Genomic DNA, 21231 nt, shown 5'->3' with positions numbered 1-21231 from the left:
ATCGACGACCAGGGGCGCACGCTCGACGTCCGGATGCGCACACTCGACGACCAGGGGCGCACGCTCGACGTGGGGGTCGACAGCGCGGGTCAGGACGGGGCGGGTGGGGTGACGACGTGGATTGGTGAGCGCAGGCCACTGGCACGCTGCACGCGCCGCGCTACCGCCGCCGCCAACACCTCCCGCGTCCCGACGATGCGTACGCGACTTTGGGCTCGGGTGACGGCGGTGTACAACAGTTCACGCGTCAGCAACTCCGACCCTTGGGGCGGCAAAATGACTGTGACACCGTCGAATTGACTTCCCTGGCTGCGGTGGATCGTCATCGCGTACAACGGCATGACATCGGCGAGCTGCGTGGGATGCAGCGTGCGGACGACCTCGCCGCGGCGAAACGCTACCCGCAAACCGTTCTCGGCGCGGGTCACGACACCGCTGTCACCGTTGAACGTCTCGGTGTGCCGGTCGTTCGCGGTCACCAACAGCGGCTCACCGGCATAGCGTTCCGTCGAGTCGGGGACGAGCCGATGATGGTCGGGCAGCGCCGACAGCCACTCGATGATCCGGCGCGACCACCCCTGCACACCCCAGCTGCCCTCCCGGTGCGCGCACAGCACGCGGTGCACGTTCAGGGCACCGAGCGCGGCGTCGGCGTCACCCGCCAGCGCGGCGTCACGCAGCGCGCTGCCCCACGCGAGTACATCGGCGCGGATGCCGTCGAGGTCCTCGGGCTCGACCAGCGTGACCTCGGGAATGTCCGCGTCCGACACCAGATCGACCACGGCATCGGCGTCGCCGCGGTTGATCGCCGCGGCGACCCGGGCGATCCCGCCGCCGAACCGGTGGCCGCGGCTCAGCGTCACCACACCGTGTTCCACCCGGGTCCGGTCACCGGCCGACGACAGCACCCGCTGGTCGACGACGCCCGCCGGAATGGGTGGCGGCGCGGTGGTCGCGACGCGGTCGACGAGATCGGCGAGCACCGCGCCGGCCTCGACCGAGGCGAGCTGATGCGGGTCACCGACGAGGATCACTCGCGTGTCCGGGCGGACGGCGTCGAGCAGCCTGCTCATCGCGGTCATCGACAGCATCGACGTCTCGTCGACGACCACCACGTCGTAGGGCAGACGGTTGCCGCGGCCGTGGCGCGGCTGCGACCCGGGCCGCCACCCGAGCAGGGAGTGCACGGTGACCGCCCGAACCGATGCAGGTGCGGCGGGATCGGCGGACACCGCCGCCTGCAACTGCGCCGCGGCCCGTCCGGTAGGGGCGCACAACCCGATCCGGCTGGTTCGGCCGGACAGCCGGTCGAGCACCGCGAGGATCCGGGCAACCGTGTAGGTCTTGCCGGTGCCGGGGCCTCCGGCGACGACGACGGTCCAGCTCGTCGCCGCCAGCTGCGCCGCCACCCGTTGCAGATCGACCTCCGAGCCCTCCACCGGCCCGAAGACCGCCTCCACCGCCGCCGACACCGCGGCCACGTCGACCGGCGGTCGCGAGGCAGCCCGCTCGGCGAGCACCGTGCGGATCAGCTGCTCCTGCCGAAAGTACTTGTGCAGATAGAGCAGCGGACCGTCATCCGACGACGCCAGAACAAGCGGCCGCAACGGCCCGGCACCGGAACCGCGGACCAGGGCGCAGTCGGCGAGGGCACGTTCGAGTTCGGCCGGCGCGGGCAGCAACGTCGGGTCGACGACGCCGTCCGGGTCGTCACGAATGAGTTCCGGGACCCGGGCGAGCGCCAGACACGTCGACCCGTGCCGCACCGCGCGCACCGCGAGCGCCGCCCCCACCTGGGCCGTCTCGGCGACCGGCACACCGCACAACGTGACGAGCCGACGGGTCACGTGGACGTCGGCCGCGTCGAGGACACCGGCGGCGTTCAGCGCGCCGAGGACACCGTCGTCGGCGATGACCGCACGGGCATCGAATCGGGACCTCGACGGCCCGTCGGCGGCAGTGCTGTCCGGGATCGTCATCGGGTCCCCTCCCCCAGCAGATCCGACAGATCCTCGATCAGCGATGCCGGGACCCGCCACTCGAACACACCGCAGCCCGGCGGTGTCGCCGGCCCGACCATCCCGCGCACGAAGTGGTATTGCACCGGACCGAGATGTGCAGCGGCGGAGTAGCCCGGCAACCGCCATCGCAGGTAGCGATGCAGCGCAACCGAATACAGCAGAGCCTGCAACGGGTAGTTGGCCCCCATCATCTCCGCGGCCATCGCCTCGACCGAGAAGTCCTCGGCGCCGAGATCGCCGGCTCGCAACCGGTTCGTCTTGTAGTCGACGATGACGAACCGGCCGTCCGGGATACGCAGCACCGAGTCGACGCTGCCGGTCAGGAAGCCACGGAACCGCTGCTGCGGCGGCAGTTCCCGCAGTCGCGCCGAGTATCCGGCGAGCGGGTCGTCGGGTGCCAGGTGCTCATCGAGCAGGTCGGCGATCGCCGCCATTGTGACCGCCCGTTCAGCGTCCGCGGATCCGTCGCCGACCAGCGGGAACTCGAACTCCATCTCGGCGACGCGATCGCGCGGTCGGATGGCGCTCAGGTCACCGAACCCGAGTGGTGTCCTCAGCACTCCCAGCAGCGCCTCGGTGAGTCTCTCCACGTCGACGTCGACCAGACGGCGCTCGATCGACGCACGACACAGCTCCCGGACATGCGCCGCGAGGTCGGCCGTGTCGGTGTCGACGTATTCGAGGACCTCGTGCACAAGGGTGCCGAACGCGGCGCCGTAGGGCATCTGGTTCATCAACGACGGGGTCGCGGATGTCGCTGCCGGCTCGGCCGGTGCGACGGTGTCGTCGGCCGGTTCGTCGGCGATCAGGTCGTCGTCGGCCTCGCTGCCCGACCCGAGGAGCGGGGCACCGGTGTGTGCAGCACTCGCCACGATCGCCGAATACGAAGTGCGGCGCCAGTTCTGGTCGATGACCCGGTCGAATCGGGCGACCTCGAGGTCGTCTGCGACTGCCGCCGGCGCCGCCGGCTCCACCCGCGCTGTCGTGGGCCGACCCGCGCTCTCCACACGGATGGACCCGTCCGCGGTCTGATGCCCCCACAGGACACGGGCAATGGTGTCGTCGTCGCCGACGTCGACGGCGTCGGGGATCTGCGGCGAATCCCCGTTGCGTCCGAAAAGGATTCGATGCAGTGCCGAGTTGCGGGTGTGGTAGGCCGGCGCCCACCAGGCCACCACCTGCGACTGAGCGCGGGTGAGCGCCACATACAGCAGTCGCAGGTCCTCGCCCGCCGCCTCGGTCTCGTACTGCCGCCATCGCGCCGCATAGCCCGGAGCTTCCTTGCCGGCCACGTCCAGGCAGCGCTCACCGTGTTCGTCGTGGTAGGTGAAGGTCGCGCGGTTCGAGTTGCGGGTGCCGTCCCAGGCGAACGGCAGATAGACGATCGGGAACTGCAGGCCCTTGCTGCGATACACCGTCATGATCTGGACGGCCTGGGTATCTCGGTCCAGTCGCCGGGTCTGGTCCTCGTGGCGCTGCCACCGGGTGGTGTCGGCGACGCGTTCGGCGAGCCACTCGTGCAACGCGCCCAGGCCACAGTCGGTGTCGGCGACCTGGGCATTGCACAGCGCCGAGACCTGCAGCAAGTCGGTGAGGGCACGTTCCCCGTCGCGGGTACCCAGCACTCGTTCCGGTACCGCCATCCGGCCCACGAGGCGTTGGGACATCGCGGCGAACCCGCCTTCGGCGAACACCCGCCCGAGATCCTGCAGCAGCGAGGCGAGCTCGGCGGTGCCGGTCCCGTCGTCGGCGGCCAGCCGCTGCGGGGTCCACCCGATCAGCGGCGTCAGCGCCGCCATCCGAACCAGATCGCTGCGCGCCGGCTGCTCGATGGCGCGCAGCACCGCGAGCCACTGCCGGGCGGCGGCGGTGTGGAAGACGCTGGTTCCCGAACCGATGACCGCCGCGACACCGTGGTGGGAAAGCTGTTGTCGCAGTGGTTCGATGGTCTTGTTGAGGGTCACCAGGACCGCGATGTCGCCGGGCTCGACGGGCCGCCGCACCCCGTCCACCTCGATGGCGGTGCCGGAGGCGAGCAGGCCGGCGATGTCGGCCGCGACGTCGGCGATGACGCGGTCGCGCACCAGTCCCACCGTGGCGAAACCGCTAGGCCCGGTCATCGTAAAGGTCCGACGTGCGAAGGCCCGGATCCGGACCGGCGGCACACCGTGGATACGGCTACCCGGATGAGCCGCCTCGACGTCGTGCACGACGATCCTCGGGTTGCCGAGTTCGGCGCCGCCATACAGACGGCCCAGCGCCCCGACCAGGGCACCGTCGGACCGCCGGTTGACGTCGAGGACCCGCAGGGTGTCCGCGGTCTTGACCGCCTGCAGGTAGGCGAGCACCTCGGCGCCGCGGAATCCGTAGATGGACTGTTTCGGGTCACCGACCAGAACGAGCGTCCGATGACCGTGGAAGCATCTGCGGACGATCTCCCACTGTTGCGGGTCGGTGTCCTGGAACTCGTCGACGAGCACCACATCGAACACCGCACGGATTCGCTCGCAGGCGGCCTCGCCGACGACGGGATCGGTCACGATGCGATACAGCATCATCTGCAGGTCGTCGTAGGTCCGCAACCGCGACAACCGTTTCCGGCTTTCGACGATGTCCCGGATCTTGCCGGCGAAGCCGATGCGGCGACGGGCGGCGACGGCCCTCGCGCCGCCCGCGTCGTCGAGGTCGGCGACGGTCGGCGCGAGCTTCGCACCGGGTTGTCGGACCGTGTCCCGAGCGATCGCGGCGGCGTCGGCATAGGAGATCTCCGGCCGCTCGGTGCCCGCGTAGCCACGGATGTAGAGGTCTAGGGCGGCCTCGTCGACAAGATCGTCGACATCCTCCACGATCTCGTGGATCAGGTCCCGTTCGCCCAGGAAGCCCAGAGCGTCGAGCATCCGGTTGCAGAAGGTGTGGGTGGTGGCGATGGTGGAGGCGTCGAAATCCGACAGCGCCCGCGACAGCCGTTCGCGACGTGTCGCGACCAGCTCGGGTGTGCCCGAGGTCAGATACCCGACGAGCGGGTCGTCGTGGATGCGCGCCACCTGCGGATCGGGCAGGGCGGGATCGGACAGGGCGGCGACGAGGTCGCGGACCCGATCGCGCATCCGTTCGCGCAGTTCGGCGGTGGCCGCCCGACTGAAGGTGACCAGCAGGAGTTTGTCGATCGACACACCGTCGGCGATGTGGCGGGCGGCGACGCCGACGATGGCGTAGGTCTTCCCGGTGCCGGCGCTGGCCTCGAGGACCGTGGTGCCCTCCGGCAACGGCGCGGCGATGTCGAACGGGGTGGCGGTGGTCATGTCGTCGTCTCGTGTTCTATCAGGGGTTCCCAGACCAGCCGGGCCAGACCGGCGAACAGCGGATCACCCGGATCACCGGGCAACTGCAGCCCGCACCACCGACCGTCGTCGGGCAGTGTCTCGCCGAACATCGCGTCGGCATCGACGTCGGCCGTCACGTCGCCGCCGAAGACCAGACGAAGGTAGCGATCCCGACCCGCGCCGAAGTCACCGTCGAAGGACCGGCGCGCGGCGGGCAACGATGTCGCGACCGGGCCGCCGCGACGATGATGGGCGACGAACTCGGCGGCCGGATCGATCGGCAGCGGCAGCACCCGCCGCAGCCCGGCGTCGCGTAGGGCGACGAGGTCGGTCAGCACACTCAGCGGGTCGTCGGGAATCGCGTACAGCGACCGCGCCACCCCGCCGCGCCGTCCCGGCCGCCGGGCGACGACCAGGCCGCCGAGGACCTCCGCCCCGTCGGGTTCACCGCCCCGGGCGGCGGCCAGCGCCACCAGACGCACCCAGGTGCCCAGCCGCTGTTTGGCCCGCAGCTTGGAGTAGGTCGCAGTGACGACGGTGCCGCCGAAGATGTCGCCGACGGTTCCGTAGAGCCGGCGCCCGTCGGGCAGCGCCACCGTCAGGTCGGCGGTCCGCGGCCGGCCCGCGCGGGCGGCGGCGGCCGCGTCGAACACCGCGGTCACGTCGGTGGAGATCGCCTGGAGCTCCCGGGTACCGAAGGTGAACGGCGGCAATGTTCCCCGCCGCAGTTCGGCGGCCTGACAACGGGCCAGATCCTCTCCCGCGAGCATCCGGTTCAGGAATCGGTCGCCGATACCCCACCGCTCCAGGGCGTCGAGTTCCACGTCGAGCTGGTCGGCGTGGGGCCGCTCGTCGTCGGGCACCCGGGCGCCGAGCCTCTGCCGGACGAACCCCTCGATCGGGTTGAGCAGGAAGGACACCAGGTCGTCGAGGTCGATGTCGTCGTCGGGGGCGGGCGGAATCGCGATGTCGGCGATCGGTGGGGTCGCTGTCGCCGCCCGGCCCAGCGATCGCGCGCCGGCGAGCAGCGCGCGGTCGAAGCTGAGCGGACCGTCGATACCCGTGATCGTCCCCGGACGGAAGTTGGCCGCGTCGAATCCGTGCAGGGTGTGGAGGCGCACGCACCCCCGGTCGGCGCCGTCGGGACCGGTCAGCGCGGTGACCGTGTCGACGAGTTCGCTGACCACCACCGCCGGCGGGATCCGTTCTCCCGACACCGGATCGGAACCGCTGTAGAACACCAGCAGGTTGTCGCGCGCCGCGCAGATCGCATCGAGGAACAGCTGTCTGTCCTCGTCACGCGGATTGCGTTCCCCCACCAGCGGTTCGCGTCCGAGGATGTCGTCGCCGTCGGTCCGCTGGGCGCGCGGGAACGCGTCGGCGTCGACGCCGAGCAGCACGATCACCCGATGCGGCACCGACCGCATCGGCACCATCGAACACACCGTCAGCTCGCCGGTCCGAAAGTTGGCACGCGTGGGTGCCGCGGCGACCAGCACGGCAACCAGGTCGCGGATGTCACCGAGCCGGAGCCGGATGCGCTCTTCGGTGTCACCGCCGTCCCGGTGGCCGTCGAAGGCGGCGGTCAGGGCTCGGATCGCCTGAGCGCGTTGCCATTCCTCGTCGCGCCCGGTGAGCACCAGGGCGTCGATCACGCCGACGAGGATCTCGATCCACCGCTGCAGTGGATGTGTCCCGGACAACGAGTCGAGGATCTCCGACAGCCGTGCGACGAACTCGGCGAACCGCCCGGCGAGATCGATCTCGGTACTCTCCACGCCGGCCAGCGGCAGGGCGGTGTCGAGCCACTCGCCGTCCGCCTCCTCGGCGACCGCGCCGAGCACGATGCGGTCCAGTCCCGCGGCGAAGGTACCCTGCCCGAACCCCGCCAGGCCGAACCGCGCGCGCTGACCGTCGGCGATGCCCCATCGGACGTTACTGCCCGCCAACCACTCCCGAATCATGTCGAGGTCGTCGTCGCTCACGTCGAAGCGCTGGCGGACCGGGGCCCTGCCGAGCAGATCGAGAACCTCACCGGCGGTGACCCGCCCGGCAGCCAGTTCCACGACGGTGGCCACGACGTCGAGAACCTCGTTGGTGGTGCGCAGCCCGCGGTCGGCGAGTCGCACGCGCAGTTCGAAGGCCGGATGGCCCAGACCCGGCTGGCCGAACGCCCCGCGGATCAGTGGCGCGAACGACTCCACGTCCGGACACATCACGACGACGTCGCGCGGCTGCAGGCTCGGGTCGTCGGCGAACAGGTGCAGCAGGCGGTCACGCAGCACCTCGACCTGCCGTTCCCGGCCGTGGCAGGAGTGGATCTCGACGGAGTTGTCGGCCGGCACCGACCCGACCTCGAGGCGATCGTCACGGATGCCCGCCTGCAGGGCCGCGAGCACCGACCCACCCTCTGCGACGGCCGACACCGGCGGGTGGTGCACGACGCGGTCGACGACAGGCGCCACCCGCAGCTGCAGTTCGGTCACGTCCCGCGACAGACTCGACAACAGCGGGTGCGTGAGCCGCGGCGGCGTCAGCTCGGCACGCCGCATCGTCGGCGTCGTAGGCGCCGCGGCGGTCACCGCATCCCACAGGGCGGGTCCGGGGTGGGGCACGAACAGATGCACTTCGCGATGGACGGCGAGCGCGGCGAGCACCGCCAGCAGCGACTCGGTGACGCGGGTCGGCCCGAACACCGACAGCCGTTCCGGCAGGTCGGTCGACGTAGGGTCGTCACGCAATCGGGCGCACACCCGCGGCAGGTCCTCGGCGGGGTGCGGCTCGCCGATCGACTCACGCACCGCCCGCCAGAAAGCCGGCTGCCAGCCGAGATCGTCGGGCACGGATCGCCCGGCGCCGTCGGTGTCGTGTCCGGCGGCCCAGTCCGACAGCATCGCCGGCCGCTGACGCCCGTACCCGTCGAACAGCTCGGCGATCTGTCGGGCCGTCGCGAAGCGGCGGCCGCGCCGGTGGTCGTCGGCCTCGGTGTCGGCTCCGACGTGACGGGCCAGCACCGCGAGGCCGGGGTCGTCTATGGTCTCGTCGAGCACCATCAGCACGGGCCAGGTCATCGCCGGACCCCGCCACCGGTCGGCCCCCGACGCCGCACCGCGGACGTCACCGATCACCCGGTCGGTCAGCGCCGCCGGGGAGGTGAAGTCGATGTTCGCCGCGATTCCGTCGCCGCCTCCCGACGCGCCGAGGCGGGTGGCGAGGCGCTGCTGCAGCCACCGCTCCACACCGGGTGCGGGTACCGCCACCACCTCGGGACTCAACGGGTCCGACGGCGGGCTCGACAGCAGATCCGCGAGCGCATCGGCGAGGGCGTCGGTGCGCTCGGCGCGATGCAGGTGAAACATTATCCTCGCCTTGGGGTTTCGTGGTTGGTGCGGAGGTCAGTTCCGGACCGGCAGTCCGGCTCCTGAGACCTGATGCGCGGCGATCACCTCGCGCACGGCGTCGGGGATCGCGCGCGGCCGTCCCACCTCGTCGACCGACACCATCGTGGTCTCGGCCACCGCGCAGGTCTGTCCGGTCGGGTCGATCAGCGTCAGCACCATCGTGAACGACGCGGTGCCGACACGGCCGACGCACGTCCGCACGGTGACGGGGTCGAGGCCGTAGTCGAGGGTCGCGGTGAAGACGATGTCCTGACGCGCGACGACCATCGAGTAGTCCGCGGGCCGATCGGGCAGCCACGTCGCGAACGAACGGACCCGGCCCTCCTCGAAGAGACGAGCGAATTGCACGTTGTTGATGTGGTTGTTGATGTCCATGTCGCCCCACCGCAGTTGCAGGGCCATCTCGAGGTGTTGGTCGGCCACGATCGAAGACCCTATCGGCTGTCTCCGACAGGGCCTCAGCGGCTGTCTCCGACAGGGCCTCAGCGGCTGTCTCCGACAGGGCCTCAGCGGCTGTCTCCGACAGGGCGTCCGACGGCAAGGCCTGTCGGCGCGGACACACCCGTCCGATGGGCGCCGTGCGGTGGCGGGGAGACCGTAGACTCTCTCGAGGCAGACGTGAGGCGAGGGGGAAGTCGTGATCTTGGAGACGGCTCGGTTACGGCTGCGTCCGGTCGAGATGTCCGATGTCGACTCGCTCGTGGAACTCGACAGCGATCCGGCGGTGATGCGGTTCGTCAGCGGTGGCGCCCCAACCCCCCGGGAGGTCATCGAGGACTGGGTGCTGCCCCGCGCGCAGGCCGAACTCCGGGCGCATCGCACCGGGATGTGGGCGGCGAGGGAACGAACGAACGCGGGCTTCGTCGGGTGGTTCGCCCTGCGGACCCCCCGACACAGCAGCCGCTCCGAGCTCGAGTTGAGTTATCGGCTCCGCCGCGACACGTGGGGTCAGGGGTTCGCGACCGAGGCCTCGCGGGCGCTGGTTGCGATGTCGTTCCGGGAGATCGCCGCCGAACGCGTCTTCGGCAGCACCCTCGCAGCCAACTCGCCGTCGCGGCGCGTGATGGAGAAGGTCGGGATGCGGCTGTCGGCGATCCGGCTGTCCGGCGACGAGGAGATGTCCGGTCTCGGCGGCGGTGAGGTCGAGTACGAGCTGCTGCGCAGCCACTGGGAGACGACAGCATTGGCGTGGTCGCCGCCCCGTGCGGCATCATGGACGGCGCGACGGCCGGATGTTGCCGACCTCACGGCGTGACCACGGAAATCCACGGCGTCGTCGCATGCCCACGCACCGCGGGGTCTTCGGCGAGACCGATCGTCGATGATTGACTACCGTTAGGGGGCGTGCGGTAGCAGCCGACCTCCCATTCGACAGGAGATGTTCTTCATATGAGCAGCCCGACTCCGTCCTCAGCCCGGCCCCACGTGGTCATCGTCGGTTCCGGCTTCGGTGGTCTTTTCGCGGCCCAACGCCTCGCCAAGGCCGACGTCGACGTCACCCTCATCGCGAAGACCACGCATCACCTGTTCCAGCCGATGCTGTACCAGGTGGCCACCGGCATCATCGCCGAGGGCGAGATCGCCCCCGCGACCCGCGTGATCCTGCGCAAACAGAAGAACACACGAGTCCTGCTGGGCGATGTGTTCAAGATCGATCTCGAGGGGCGGACGGTCACCTCGCGACTCCTCGAGCGCATCACGGTGACGCCCTTCGACCACCTGATCATCGCGGCCGGCGCTGATCAGTCGTACTTCGGCAATGATCACTTCGCCGAGTTCGCCCCCGGCATGAAGACCATCGACCATGCCCTCGAGCTGCGTGGCCGTATTCTCGGCGCGTTCGAGCAGGCCGAGCTCTCCGACGACCCGGCGGAACGGGCCAAGCTGCTCACGTTCGTCGTCATCGGCGCGGGCCCCACCGGCGTCGAGATGGCGGGCCAGATCAAGGAGATGAGCGACAAGACCCTCAAGGGCACCTTCCGCAACATCGACCCGACCGAGGCCCGCGTGATCCTCCTCGATGCCGCACCGGCGGTGTTGCCGCCGTTCGGCGAGAAGCTCGGCATGAAGGCAGCGGCTCGCCTGGAGAAGATGGGGGTCGAGATCCAGCTCAACGCCATGGTCACCGGCCTCGACTACGACGGCCTGGAGGTCAAGGACAAGGACGGCACCACCCGCCGGATCGAATCGCAGTGCAAGGTGTGGTCGGCGGGCGTGCAGGCCAGCCCGCTGGGTAAGCAGCTCGCCGAGCAGTCGGGTGTCGAACTCGACCGCGCCGGCCGCGTGAAGGTCCTCCCGGATCTGTCGATCCCCGGCCACCCGCACGTGTTCGTCGTGGGAGACATGATGGCCGTCGACGGTGTGCCCGGCGTTGCCCAGGGCGCCATCCAGGGTGGCCGGTACGCCGCGGATGCGATCAAGGCCGAGCTGAAGGGTCACACGCCGTCGGAACGCAAGCCGTTCAGCTACTTCGACAAGGGCTCGATGGCCACCGTGTCGCGGTTCAGCGCGGTCATGCAGGTGCCGATCCCGGGCCTGAAGAACAAGAAGTTCGAGACCGAGGGCTACTTCGCGTGGCTGGGCTGGCTGGCGCTGCACCTGGTGTACCTCGTCGGCTTCCGCAACCGACTGAACACCCTGGTCAACTGGTTCTTCGCGTTCAGCACCCGACATCGCACCCAGCTCGCGGTGACCGAACAGCAGGTATACGCGCGCACCGCGCTCGGAGCGCTCAGCGCCATGGAGAACAAACCGATACCCGAGGTGGAGGCGGAGTCCGCGGGCGCCGAGTCGACGGCCGTCGAGGCCAGCTGATCTCGGAGACACGCCCTAAAGCGCGAGCGGAGCGAGATCGAGCTCGTCGCAGACGGCCCGCGCCGCGGTGGCCGACCCGGCCACCGCGGTCGTGAGGGTCGATCCCGCGACGCCGGCCGGCCGGGTCAGTTCGAGCCGCGTCGCGTACGCGGTCGGTGACACGTCGGCCGCGCGCTCGTCCGGATAACGGAACACACTGCCGACGGCCCGATGGCCGGCGCCGCGCAAACCATCGAGCGCGAGCCGATGGCGCAGCACCGGCGCACCGGCGACGTCGACATGCAGCCCACCCTGCCAGCGCGCGCGGGCGGTGTGTTCCTGCGTTTCCGTGCCACGGCCGAGCTGCGCGTATTCGGCGACGATGACGGTGGCGTCCGGCGCCGCGATCACCCTGGTGTCGGTGCGGTGCTCGGCACCGGCGGCCACGATGGTGGGTTCGGGATCGACGTGCAGCCTCGCACCGGCACCCACCTCGAGCCACCAGTCCATCCGAGAGTCCAACCGCTCCCGCGCGGGCAGCGCGATGGTGGCCGCGACGGTCTCGAGGTGCAGCGTCGCCCCCGCCTCGACCACGACCCGCACGGTGATGGTGTCGCCACCCAATGGGGTCGCCGCCGTGCCGATCAGATGCAGCGAGGACGGTCCGGTCTGGCGCACCGCCACACCACCGGTGCACCGTGTCCGGGGCGAGCGGCCGGGTTGCGCGACGATCTCGATCTCGGTGTGCACGAGGTCAGCCGGCGACCGCGATCTCGGCGAGCTGTGCGCGCACCCACGCCAGCACATCCGACGCGGCCGGATCGTCGGTGAGCGAGATCATGGCGGTCGGTCTGCCCTCCCGGACCCGCTCGGCATCGCGCCGCATGACGTCGAGGTCGGCGTGCACCCGCTGCGCCAGATCGGTCTTGTTGATCACCAGCAGATCCGAGAACGTCACGCCGGGACCGCCCTTGCGCGGCACCTTGTCCCCGCCCGCCACGTCGATCACGAAGATCTGCACGTCGATCAGGCCCGTGGAGAAGGTCGCGGTGAGGTTGTCGCCACCGGATTCCACCAGGATCAGATCCAGCGGCGGGTTGGCCGCGATCAGATCGTCGATCGCGTCGAGGTTGGCGGTGATGTCGTCGCGGATCGCGGTGTGCGGGCACCCGCCGGTCTGCACGGCGGTGATCCGTTCATCCGGCAGGACCGCATTGCGGCGCAGGAAGTCCGCGTCCTCGGTGGTGTAGATGTCGTTGGTCAGCACGGCCACCGACAATTCGTCGCGCAGTTGCCGGCACAGGGCTGCCACCAGCGCCGTCTTACCCGACCCCACGGGACCGCCCACCCCGATCCGCAACGCCTCACCCGGTTCGCGACGGCGGCGTGGGCGGTCGTGGTCGTGCGAGTGGGGTTGACCGTCGATGAGATGCGGGGGCATCGGGTTCCTCTCGGATGGTATGGGCTCAGGACATGAACAGCGGCATCGGTTGCCGCTCATGGCGTTCGGCGAAGACGTCGAGCACCGGGTCGGAGAGATCGGCAAGGCCGACGGCGGCCTGCGCCGCGACGTTCTCACAGTCGCGACCGAGGCCCGCGATCACCAGCGCCACATCGGCCGGGTCGAGGGCGAGCAGACGCTGGCCCGCGGTCGCCGAACCGCTCATCGTCGTGTAGACGAGGATCAATGCGGTGTGAAAGCCCGACAGCCCGCACGCCCGGCCCACCGCGCCGCTGACGACCGGGAGATGGGTCCGCGGCGCGTGTCCGGACCAGTCCAGGGTCGGCCACATGCGCTTGGCGAGCCGCAGCAGCCCTCTCCCCTGTGCCAGCGACGCCTTACGCGCCGCGGCCGACGGTGTGCGGGCATCGGTTTCGAGCTGGGCGGCCTCGACGTCGAGCGTGTCGTCGGCGACCGCCGCGGCGATCGACGCGGCGACCAGGCCGCTGGTGGCGATACGGCGGCGCAGGTAGTCGGCGAGGTCGTCGACGCCACGGATCACCCGGTCGGCGACGGCCTGTTCGACGCCGCCGGAATGTACGTGCCCACCCACCGGCAGCCGGGAGTCGGCGAGGGTCAGCATCATCGCCAGCGGTGAGTCAGCGAATCCCGGGCCGGACCCTGCACCGCTCGGGTCGTCGTGTGACGGTGATGGCGCCATCGATGTCTCAGAACAGGAAATAGCGCTGCGCCATGGGCAGTTCGGTGGCCGGCTCGGCGTCCCAGACCTCCCCGTCCACGCGGACCGTGAACGTGTCGGGATCGACCTCGATGCGCGGGCAGGCATCGTTGTTGGGCATGTCCGCCTTGCCGACCGCCCGTGTGTTGCGGACCGGGACGAGCCTCCGGGACAGGCCGATCCGGTCGGCGAGGTCGCCGTCGCACCCGGGGGCCACGAAGCTCACCGATGTCGCTGCCGCCGCCTTGGGCGCGGCGCCGAACATGGGCCGCGGCAGGACCGGTTGCGGGGTGGGGATGCTCGCGTTGGCGTCGCCCATCGCCGCCCAGGCGATCACGCCGCCCTTGATGACGAGGTCGGGGCGCACCCCGAAGAAGGCCGGATCCCAGAGCACGAGGTCGGCGAGTTTGCCGGTCTCCACCGACCCGATCTCCTCGTCGAAGCCGTGGGCGACCGCCGGGCAGATGGTGTACTTCGCTATGTAGCGCCGGGCCCGATTGTTGTCGGCGCGCCCGTCGCCTTCCAGGGCACCCCGCCTGCGTTTCATCACATGCGCGGTCTGCCAGGTGCGCAACACCACCTCGCCGATGCGGCCCATCGCCTGGGCATCCGAGCCGATCATGGAGATCGCTCCGAGATCGTGCAGAAGGTCTTCCGCGGCAATGGTGGACGGACGAATCCGGCTCTCCGCGAACGCCAGATCCTCGGGCACCGTCGGATTGAGGTGATGACACACCATCAGCATGTCGAGGTGTTCGTCGAGGGTGTTGACCGTGTGCGGCCGCGTCGGGTTGGTGGAACTCGGCAGCACATTCGGGTATGCGGCGACGGTGATGATGTCCGGTGCATGACCGCCACCGGCGCCTTCGGTGTGATACGCGTGGATGCTGCGGCCGCCGATGGCACCGACGGTCTGCTCGACGAAGCCGGCTTCGTTGAGGGTGTCGCTGTGGAGGGCCACCTGCACCCCGGTCTCGTCGGCAACCCGCAAGCAGGCGTCGATCGCGGCCGGGGTGGAACCCCAGTCCTCGTGCAGTTTGAATCCGGAAGCGCCCGCGCGGACCTGCTCGTGCATCGCCTCGGCACTGACGGTGTTGCCCTTGCCGAGCAGAGCGATGTTCATCGGCCAACCGTCGGTGGCGGCCAGCATCGACTGCAGATGCCAGGCCCCGGGGGTGACGGTGGTGGCCTTGCTGCCCTCGGCCGGGCCGGTGCCACCGCCGATGAGGGTGGTGATGCCGTTGCCGAGTGCCTCGTCCATGATCTGCGGGCAGATGAAATGGACATGGCAGTCGATCGCACCCGCGGTGAGGATCTTGCCGTTGCCCGCGATGATCTCGGTCGATGGACCGATGACGAGGTCGGGGTGGACCCCGTCCATCGTGTCCGGGTTGCCGGCCTTGCCCATCGCGATGATGCGCCCGTCGCGAATACCGATGTCGGCCTTGATGATCCCCCAGTGGTCGAGAACCACCACCCCGGTGATGACGGTATCCGGGGCGCCGTCGGCGCGGGTGGCGCGGCTTTGCCCCATGGACTCGCGGATCACCTTGCCGCCACCGAAAACGGCCTCATCGCCCGCGAGTCCCGGACCGCCGCAGCGATCTTCGGTCACCTCGATGAGAAGATCGCTGTCGGCGAGCCGGATTCGATCCCCAACGGTGGGTCCGAAGAGCTGCGCGTAACGGTCACGTCCGAGGATGGCCATCAGTCGATCCTTCCCGGTGCATCGAGGGAGATCCCGTAAACCTCGCGGGTGCCGCCGAGCGGGACGAGGGAAACCGTCATCTCGATGCCCGGTTCGAAACGCACGGCCGTGCCCGCGGGGATGTCCAGACGGCGGCCGCGGGCCGCGGCCCGGTCGAACTCCAGCGCCGCATTGGATTGCGGGAAATGCACGTGGCTGCCCACCTGCACCGGTCGGTCACCGGAGTTCACGACCGTCAGGGTGACCGCGTCGACGCCCGCGTTCAGCTCGATGGTCCCCTCTGCGGCGATCACCTCACCGGGCACCACCGACGACTCTGCTCTCGACATTGGAACCCTTCTCACCAGGTCAATCGATGGGGTTGTGCACGGTGACCAGCTTGGTTCCGTCCGGGAAGGTCGCCTCGACCTGGACGTCGTGCAACATTTCGGGGACGCCGTCCATCACGTCGTCACGGTGCAACACCTCGCGTCCCGACGACATGAGCTCAGCGACCGAGCGTCCGTCTCGCGCTCCCTCGAGCACGTGGTCGGTGATGATCGCCACGGCCTCGGGATGGTTGAGTTTCAGACCTCGACCCTGCCGACGCCGAGCCAGCTCCGCGGCGTAGGAAATGAGCAATCGCTCTTGCTCATGTGGCGACAGACGCACGTGTTCCGCTCCTCGTCGACGGGGATGGGCCCGGACCACCGCGCCGGGCACGACGTTGTTGACATCCTGCCACGCGGCCTCGGGTCTGGCTCGTTGAACTCAGACCGGCAGGCCGCCGCCACCGGCTCGCAGCTCGGCCAGCCGCGCAGGGGTACACAGCGGCGCGATGTCGAGGACCTCGTCGGGGGTGAACGCGCCGGCCGCCGCGCCGCGCTGCAGGACCAGCGACAGCGACATCGCGGTCGCCGGCTCGTCGACCACGGCACCGGAGGCCCGGTCGAAATAGGACTGCAGTCGCTGTGCCGCGGTGGGCATGGCGGATCGGAAGAACCCGATCACCGCGAGCCAGCGGGTCACCAGGTGCCCCGGGTGCATGTCCCACCCCTGATAGAAGCCGCGCTGCAGCGACCGGATCACCAGCGCGTGGTGGCGACGCAGCCCGGCCCGGATCTGCTCGGGGTCACCCGCCGGGACGACCTGGGTGGAACCGTCGCTGATCCACACCCCGGTCTGTGCCGCCGCTGCCTGCATCACCGCCTTGGCATGGTCGGCCACCGGATGTGCCAGCGACTGCTGCGCCGAGACGATGCCGCATGCGGCGCTGTAGTCGTAGGTGCCGTAATGCAATCCGGTCAGACGAGGAGTTCCGCGATGGATTGCCTCGGCCACCGTCGCCCGGCCGTCCGGCCCGAGCACCGCCTGCGGGATCTCGACCTGTAACTCGTATCGCAGCACCCCGTCCGGCAACCCGTGTACGCGTTCGAGGTCGGAGCACAGCAGATTGACCGCGTCCACTTGTCGAACGTCGCGCAGCTTGGGCACGGTGAACACGAAACCGTCGGGAACCCCGCCGGCCCCGTCCAGCACCAACTCGAGGGTGCGCAGACCACGCGAACGCTCGGCCTCCCCGAGCCCCTTGGCCCGGACCCCGGCACTGCGCGGAGTGATCGGACGCCGCCGGGTCCAGGCGGCGAGAATCTCACCGGCGCGGCGCGCGTCGGCATCCTCGACGGCGTCGGCACGCCACCCATAGCCGTCCTCGAGGTCGATGCGCAGATCCTCTATCGGACTGGTCCGCAATCGGGCGCGGACCAGGTCGATCACCGCCGGATCGTCGCCGGCGAGGTCGGTCAGGACCTCGGTGGCGGCCGCCGCGATCTCATCGGCCCGGGTTCCCCACGACGTCGGGGTGTCCTCGTCGACGTCGGCGGCGCCGACATAGACGGTGTGCGCGGGCTGTGCGGCTGCCCGGTCCCCCGGGTAGCGCGCGGCGAGATCGGCGTCGACCGGCGCCAGGATCTCCTCGATCCGGGCCCGGGCCTCGGTCGAGAGCGACCGAACCGTCATGCGTCGCCGCCTGACGGCAGTTCGACGCCCTCGGGGAGATCGATGTTCTGCAGACGCACCTGTGAGGCCGCCACGAGCCGGCCCCGATCGTCGGTCATCGCGACGCGCCACAGCTGCTGGCGCCGCCCACGATGGACGGGCTCGGAAACCACACTGATGGTTCCGTTGCTCACCGACTTGATGAAATCGGTGTTGTTGTTGACGCCGACCGCGGTTCCGCCGATGCCGCTGTCCTGCAGCCAGGTGAACCCGCTGCAGCTCGCCACGCTCTCGGCGACCGCACAGTAGACACCGCCGTGCACGATGCCGAACGGCTGATGGTGCTGTGGGGTCAGTTCGAAGTGGGCGAGCACGCGGTCCGCGGTGACCTCGTCGAGAACCAGCCCCAGCGCCGTGCTGTCGAAACCCCTGCCGAAGGTGTCCTTGATCATCTGCTCTGTGTCGACGCTCATACCCATGAGATTGTCACGGATGTCGCGGCGGCGGTGATCGACCGTCCCAGAACGCGCGCGGTCCACGTAGGACGCGCACGTAGCGACAGCAGCGCGAACGTGACAGGTGCGCGTCGGCGTGAACCGCGCGGGCGGGAGCTGCGCGCGGGTGGGAACTACCTCGTGGCGTGAACACAGGGGTGTCCACGGGAACCGATGGGCCCCACGACGCGTTGCATCGTAGGGCCCATCGTGGCGTGGACCGGGGGTCTCTGCAGCCCTCAGGACACTCGCGCGGTCCGACGTAGGATGAATGTAGGTTAGCCTTACCAATGTTGTCAACTGCATTGGTGGACCCGCGTCCGACAGAACAGCTATGACCAGGCACGGAGCTCAACGAAGTACACAGAATGGGCGAGTAGGAGAAGCGGAAGTAGAATGCGAAGAATGAACGGACTGGGCGACCTCGAACGCGCCGTCATGGACACGCTGTGGGCGAGCTCGACCCCGCAGACCGTGCGACAGGTGCACGAGAGCCTCTCGCGTGACCGCTCACTGGCCTACACCACGGTCATGACCGTGCTGCAGCGTCTGGCCAAGAAGAATTTGGTGACCCAGATCCGCGACGACCGGGCGCACAAGTACGTGCCGACCCATCCCCGCGAGGACCTCGTCGCCAGCCTGATGGTGGACGCCCTCAGCGAGGCCGACGCCCCCGGATCCCGGCATGCGGCCCTGGTGTCGTTCGTCGGCCGCGTGGGCGCGGACGAGGCGGCCGCGTTGCGACACGCACTCGATGAGCTCGAAGCCGCCCGCGGCACCGGCGAGACCAGGTAGATTCTTCATTCCCACCAGCGACAACCACTGTTGACCGGCAAGGACATCGATGACCGCGCTCCTCTTCGGCATCCTGACCCTGGTTCTGGTCGGCCCTGCCGCCGAGGCCATGTCTCGTGCGTCTTGGCCGGTCCGGGCACCTCGGGCGGCGATGACGCTGTGGCAGGCGATCGCTCTGGCCGGCGTGTTGTCCGCCTTCTCCTGCGGTCTGGCCATCGCGGCGAACCTCCTGGCGCCCGGCCCCGACGGCACACCGACGACGAACCCCCTTCACGAGATCGAGCGGCTCGGGCTGCCGCTCTGGCTGCTGCTCGTGGGCGTCTTCATGCTCACGGTGATGGTCGGCGCCCGACTGATGTACACCGTCATCCGGGTCGGCGTGCGCACCCGGGCGCGGCGACACGCCCACCGGCAACTCATCGACATCCTCGACCGCTGCGATCGCAGCGATCACTCCCACCCGCTGTTCGCCAGCGACGTGCGGATGATCGACGTCGAGCAACCCCTCGCCTATTGCCTGCCGGGTCTGCGTCAGCGCGTGGTGGTCAGCGAGGGCGTGGTCACGCGGCTGACCCGCGAGGAGTTGACCGCGGTGCTCGCGCACGAACGGGCGCACCTGCGCGCCCGCCACGACCTGGTCCTCGAGGCCTTCATCGCGTTCCACGAGGCGTTTCCGCGGTTCGTCCGCAGCCGGTCGGCACTGGGTGCGGTGGAGTTGCTGGTCGAGGCGCTCGCCGATGACCAGGCGGTCCGCGCGACCACGCCGACGACGCTGGGCCGCGCACTCGTCGCCTGCGCCGATGCTGTGGCGCCCCGCGGTGCCATGGCCGTCGGCGGTCCGACCACGCTGGCCCGCATCCACCGACTGCGGGACGCTCGCGACGCGCGCCTGACCGCGGTGTGCGCCTACGCCGTGGCCGCGGCGATCCTGGTCGTCCCGACCCTCGCGGTCGCGATCCCGTGGCTGACCGAACTCAGCCGGCTGATGACCGCCGGGTGACGACACCGACCCGTTCGTCGTCGGCTCGGACGAGGCAATAGGCTTGACGCCATGACGACTCCCGCCGCTACGTCCGGTTCCGACTCCCCCGAATCGAAGAAGGCACAGATCGGTGTCACCGGTCTCGCCGTGATGGGTTCCAACATCGCACGCAATTTCGCGCGCAACGGGTACACGGTCGCGTTGCACAACCGCAGCATCGCCAAGACCGATGCCCTGATCGCCGAGCACGGTTCCGACGGCGACTTCGTCCGCACCGAGACGGTCGCGGAATTCGTCGACGCCCTCGAACGTCCCCGACGCGTTTTGATCATGGTGAAGGCCGGTGACGCCACCGATGCGGTGATCGGTGAACTGGCCGATGCGATGGAAACCGGCGACATCATCATCGACGGTGGCAACGCGCTCTACACCGACACCATCCGCCGCGAACGGGCACTCGCCGAGCGCGGCCTGCACTTCGTCGGTGCCGGTATCTCCGGCGGTGAGGAGGGTGCCCTCAACGGGCCGTCGATCATGCCCGGCGGACCCGCCGAGTCCTACAAGTCGCTGGGACCGATGCTGGAATCGATCGCGGCCAACGTCGAGGGCGAACCCTGCTGCACCCACATCGGGCCCGATGGCAGCGGCCACTTCGTGAAGATGGTGCACAACGGCATCGAGTACGCCGACATGCAGCTCATCGGCGAGGCCTACGATCTCATGCGTCAGGCCCTCGACATGCCGGTCACCGACATCGCCGAGGTCTTCCGCGAGTGGAACACCACCGAACTGGAGAGCTACCTCGTCGAGATCACCGCCGAGGTGCTCGGTCAGGTCGACGCCGAGACCGGCAAGCCGCTCGTCGACGTCGTCGTCGACGCGGCCGGACAGAAGGGCACCGGGCGCTGGACCGTCAAGTCGGCGCTCGATCTCGGCATCCCCACCACTGGTATCGCCGAGGCGGTGTTCGCGCGCGCGTTGTCGAGTGCCACCGACCAGCGTGCCGCCGCCAGTGGCCTGGCCGCGGGCACCCTCGGCGCCGCCCCCACCGACCGTGACGCTTTCATCGCCGACGTCAAGTCCGCGCTCTATGCGTCCAAGGTCGTCGCCTACGCCCAGGGCTTCGATCAGATCGCCGCGGGTAGCGCCGAGTACGGCTGGGATGTCGACCGCGGTTCCCTGGCGACGATCTGGCGCGGTGGCTGCATCATCCGCGCACAGTTCCTCAACCGCATCCGCGAGGCCTACCAGGAGAATCCGGATCTGCCGAGCCTGCTGCTCGCACCCTATTTCCGCGACGCCGTCGAGGCCGGCATCGACAGCTGGCGCCGCGTCGTCGCGACCGCCACGACCCTGGGCATCCCGGTGCCGGCATTCGCGTCGTCGCTGTCCTACTACGACGGCCTGCGCGCCGAGCGTCTGCCGGCCGCGCTGACCCAGGGACTGCGCGACTTCTTCGGTGCGCACACCTATCAGCGCGTCGACAAGCCCGGCACGTTCCACACCCTGTGGAGCGGGGACCGTTCCGAGGTCGAGGCCTGAGGGGGTTCGACACCA

General features: G+C 69.6%; 17 protein-coding genes. 5 read left to right on the top strand and 12 right to left on the bottom strand.

Features of this window, described 5'->3' with window-relative positions; genetic code table 11:
• Positions 1-89: 89 nt before the first annotated feature.
• Genes recD through GORHZ_RS12165 form a run of 4 tightly spaced genes read right to left on the bottom strand, consistent with a single transcriptional unit; the run spans position 90 to position 9168 of the window.
• Complete coding sequence (gene recD, locus GORHZ_RS12180) at positions 90-1979, bottom strand: exodeoxyribonuclease V subunit alpha (protein WP_006333351.1); 1890 nt, start codon at positions 1977-1979, stop codon at positions 90-92.
• The gene (locus GORHZ_RS12175) at positions 1976-5323 is read right to left on the bottom strand and encodes a UvrD-helicase domain-containing protein (RefSeq protein WP_006333346.1); all 3348 of its coding nucleotides are present in this window, start codon (positions 5321-5323) and stop codon (positions 1976-1978) included. The genes recD and GORHZ_RS12175 overlap by 4 nt, the downstream gene beginning before the upstream one ends.
• Positions 5320-8703 (bottom strand): exodeoxyribonuclease V subunit gamma, encoded by a 3384-nt coding sequence (recC, locus tag GORHZ_RS12170; RefSeq protein WP_006333345.1) that lies wholly within the window; start codon positions 8701-8703, stop codon positions 5320-5322. The genes GORHZ_RS12175 and recC overlap by 4 nt, the downstream gene beginning before the upstream one ends.
• Before the next feature lie 36 nt (positions 8704-8739).
• Positions 8740-9168, bottom strand: coding sequence for an acyl-CoA thioesterase (locus GORHZ_RS12165; protein WP_006333344.1), 429 nt, complete (start codon positions 9166-9168; stop codon positions 8740-8742).
• 214 nt (positions 9169-9382) lie between these two features.
• On the opposite strand from GORHZ_RS12165, the gene GORHZ_RS12160 reads away from it, so the two are divergent.
• Together GORHZ_RS12160 and GORHZ_RS12155 are read left to right on the top strand one after the other, a co-directional pair.
• Positions 9383-10000, top strand: coding sequence for a GNAT family N-acetyltransferase (locus GORHZ_RS12160; RefSeq protein WP_006333343.1), 618 nt, complete (start codon positions 9383-9385; stop codon positions 9998-10000).
• Positions 10001-10134: 134 nt separating this feature from the next.
• The gene (locus GORHZ_RS12155) at positions 10135-11559 is read left to right on the top strand and encodes an NAD(P)/FAD-dependent oxidoreductase (RefSeq protein WP_006333342.1); all 1425 of its coding nucleotides are present in this window, start codon (positions 10135-10137) and stop codon (positions 11557-11559) included.
• A gap of 15 nt (positions 11560-11574) precedes the next feature.
• Here the strand turns inward: GORHZ_RS12155 and GORHZ_RS12150 are convergent, their stop codons facing one another.
• From GORHZ_RS12150 to GORHZ_RS12115, 8 genes are all read right to left on the bottom strand, one after another.
• Positions 11575-12288, bottom strand: coding sequence for an urease accessory protein UreD (locus GORHZ_RS12150; protein ID WP_006333340.1), 714 nt, complete (start codon positions 12286-12288; stop codon positions 11575-11577).
• Positions 12289-12292: 4 nt separating this feature from the next.
• Positions 12293-12979 (bottom strand): urease accessory protein UreG, encoded by a 687-nt coding sequence (gene ureG, locus GORHZ_RS12145; RefSeq protein ID WP_006333332.1) that lies wholly within the window; start codon positions 12977-12979, stop codon positions 12293-12295.
• Positions 12980-13004: 25 nt separating this feature from the next.
• A complete protein-coding gene (locus GORHZ_RS12140; RefSeq protein WP_006333331.1) occupies positions 13005-13622 on the bottom strand; it encodes an urease accessory protein UreF in 618 nt (205 codons plus the stop codon).
• An 85-nt stretch (positions 13623-13707) separates the two neighbouring features.
• Positions 13708-15426 (bottom strand): urease subunit alpha, encoded by a 1719-nt coding sequence (locus GORHZ_RS12135; protein ID WP_006333329.1) that lies wholly within the window; start codon positions 15424-15426, stop codon positions 13708-13710.
• Complete coding sequence (locus GORHZ_RS12130; protein ID WP_006333327.1) at positions 15426-15755, bottom strand: urease subunit beta; 330 nt, start codon at positions 15753-15755, stop codon at positions 15426-15428. The genes GORHZ_RS12135 and GORHZ_RS12130 overlap by 1 nt, the downstream gene beginning before the upstream one ends.
• A 19-nt stretch (positions 15756-15774) precedes the next feature.
• Positions 15775-16077: an urease subunit gamma gene (locus GORHZ_RS12125; RefSeq protein WP_006333325.1), complete on the bottom strand. Its 303-nt coding sequence runs from the start codon at positions 16075-16077 to the stop codon at positions 15775-15777.
• A 99-nt stretch (positions 16078-16176) separates the two neighbouring features.
• Positions 16177-17424 (bottom strand): DUF6986 family protein, encoded by a 1248-nt coding sequence (locus tag GORHZ_RS12120; RefSeq protein WP_006333323.1) that lies wholly within the window; start codon positions 17422-17424, stop codon positions 16177-16179.
• Entirely contained in the window at positions 17421-17882 is a 462-nt protein-coding gene (locus GORHZ_RS12115; RefSeq protein ID WP_373279597.1) for a PaaI family thioesterase, read from the bottom strand. Before GORHZ_RS12115 ends, GORHZ_RS12120 begins: the two co-directional genes overlap by 4 nt.
• Before the next feature lie 411 nt (positions 17883-18293).
• Between GORHZ_RS12115 and GORHZ_RS12110 the strand changes: the two genes are divergently transcribed.
• From GORHZ_RS12110 to gnd, 3 genes are read left to right on the top strand one after another with little or no spacing between them, the layout of a single operon-like run.
• The gene (locus tag GORHZ_RS12110) at positions 18294-18692 is read left to right on the top strand and encodes a BlaI/MecI/CopY family transcriptional regulator (RefSeq protein WP_040531555.1); all 399 of its coding nucleotides are present in this window, start codon (positions 18294-18296) and stop codon (positions 18690-18692) included.
• Positions 18693-18741: 49 nt separating this feature from the next.
• A complete protein-coding gene (locus tag GORHZ_RS12105) occupies positions 18742-19692 on the top strand; it encodes a M56 family metallopeptidase (protein WP_006333320.1) in 951 nt (316 codons plus the stop codon).
• 51 nt (positions 19693-19743) lie between these two features.
• Positions 19744-21216: an NADP-dependent phosphogluconate dehydrogenase gene (gene gnd, locus GORHZ_RS12100; protein ID WP_006333319.1), complete on the top strand. Its 1473-nt coding sequence runs from the start codon at positions 19744-19746 to the stop codon at positions 21214-21216.
• Positions 21217-21231: the final 15 nt, after the last annotated feature.

It is taken from the genome of Gordonia rhizosphera NBRC 16068 (assembly GCF_000298195.1).
Lineage (GTDB): Bacteria > Actinomycetota > Actinomycetes > Mycobacteriales > Mycobacteriaceae > Gordonia > Gordonia rhizosphera.
The sequence above is the reverse complement of the archived record's forward strand: the minus strand, read 5'-3'. Positions and strand labels throughout refer to the sequence as shown.

Bases quoted from the DNA above. Each gene is read 5' to 3' on its own strand.
- GORHZ_RS12110 (WP_040531555.1), top strand. From the start codon at position 18,294: ATGCGAAGAATGAACGGACTGGGCGACCTCGAACGCGCCGTCATGGAC.
- gnd (WP_006333319.1), top strand. From the start codon at position 19,744: ATGACGACTCCCGCCGCTACGTCCGGTTCCGACTCCCCCGAATCGAAG.
- GORHZ_RS12120 (WP_006333323.1), bottom strand. From the start codon at position 17,424: ATGACGGTTCGGTCGCTCTCGACCGAGGCCCGGGCCCGGATCGAGGAG.
- GORHZ_RS12130 (WP_006333327.1), bottom strand. From the start codon at position 15,755: ATGTCGAGAGCAGAGTCGTCGGTGGTGCCCGGTGAGGTGATCGCCGCA.
- GORHZ_RS12175 (WP_006333346.1), bottom strand. From the start codon at position 5,323: ATGACCACCGCCACCCCGTTCGACATCGCCGCGCCGTTGCCGGAGGGC.
- GORHZ_RS12115 (WP_373279597.1), bottom strand. From the start codon at position 17,882: ATGGGTATGAGCGTCGACACAGAGCAGATGATCAAGGACACCTTCGGC.
- GORHZ_RS12135 (WP_006333329.1), bottom strand. From the start codon at position 15,426: ATGGCCATCCTCGGACGTGACCGTTACGCGCAGCTCTTCGGACCCACC.
- GORHZ_RS12155 (WP_006333342.1), top strand. From the start codon at position 10,135: ATGAGCAGCCCGACTCCGTCCTCAGCCCGGCCCCACGTGGTCATCGTC.
- ureG (WP_006333332.1), bottom strand. From the start codon at position 12,979: ATGCCCCCGCATCTCATCGACGGTCAACCCCACTCGCACGACCACGAC.
- GORHZ_RS12105 (WP_006333320.1), top strand. From the start codon at position 18,742: ATGACCGCGCTCCTCTTCGGCATCCTGACCCTGGTTCTGGTCGGCCCT.
- GORHZ_RS12140 (WP_006333331.1), bottom strand. From the start codon at position 13,622: ATGCTGACCCTCGCCGACTCCCGGCTGCCGGTGGGTGGGCACGTACAT.
- recD (WP_006333351.1), bottom strand. From the start codon at position 1,979: ATGACGATCCCGGACAGCACTGCCGCCGACGGGCCGTCGAGGTCCCGA.
- recC (WP_006333345.1), bottom strand. From the start codon at position 8,703: ATGTTTCACCTGCATCGCGCCGAGCGCACCGACGCCCTCGCCGATGCG.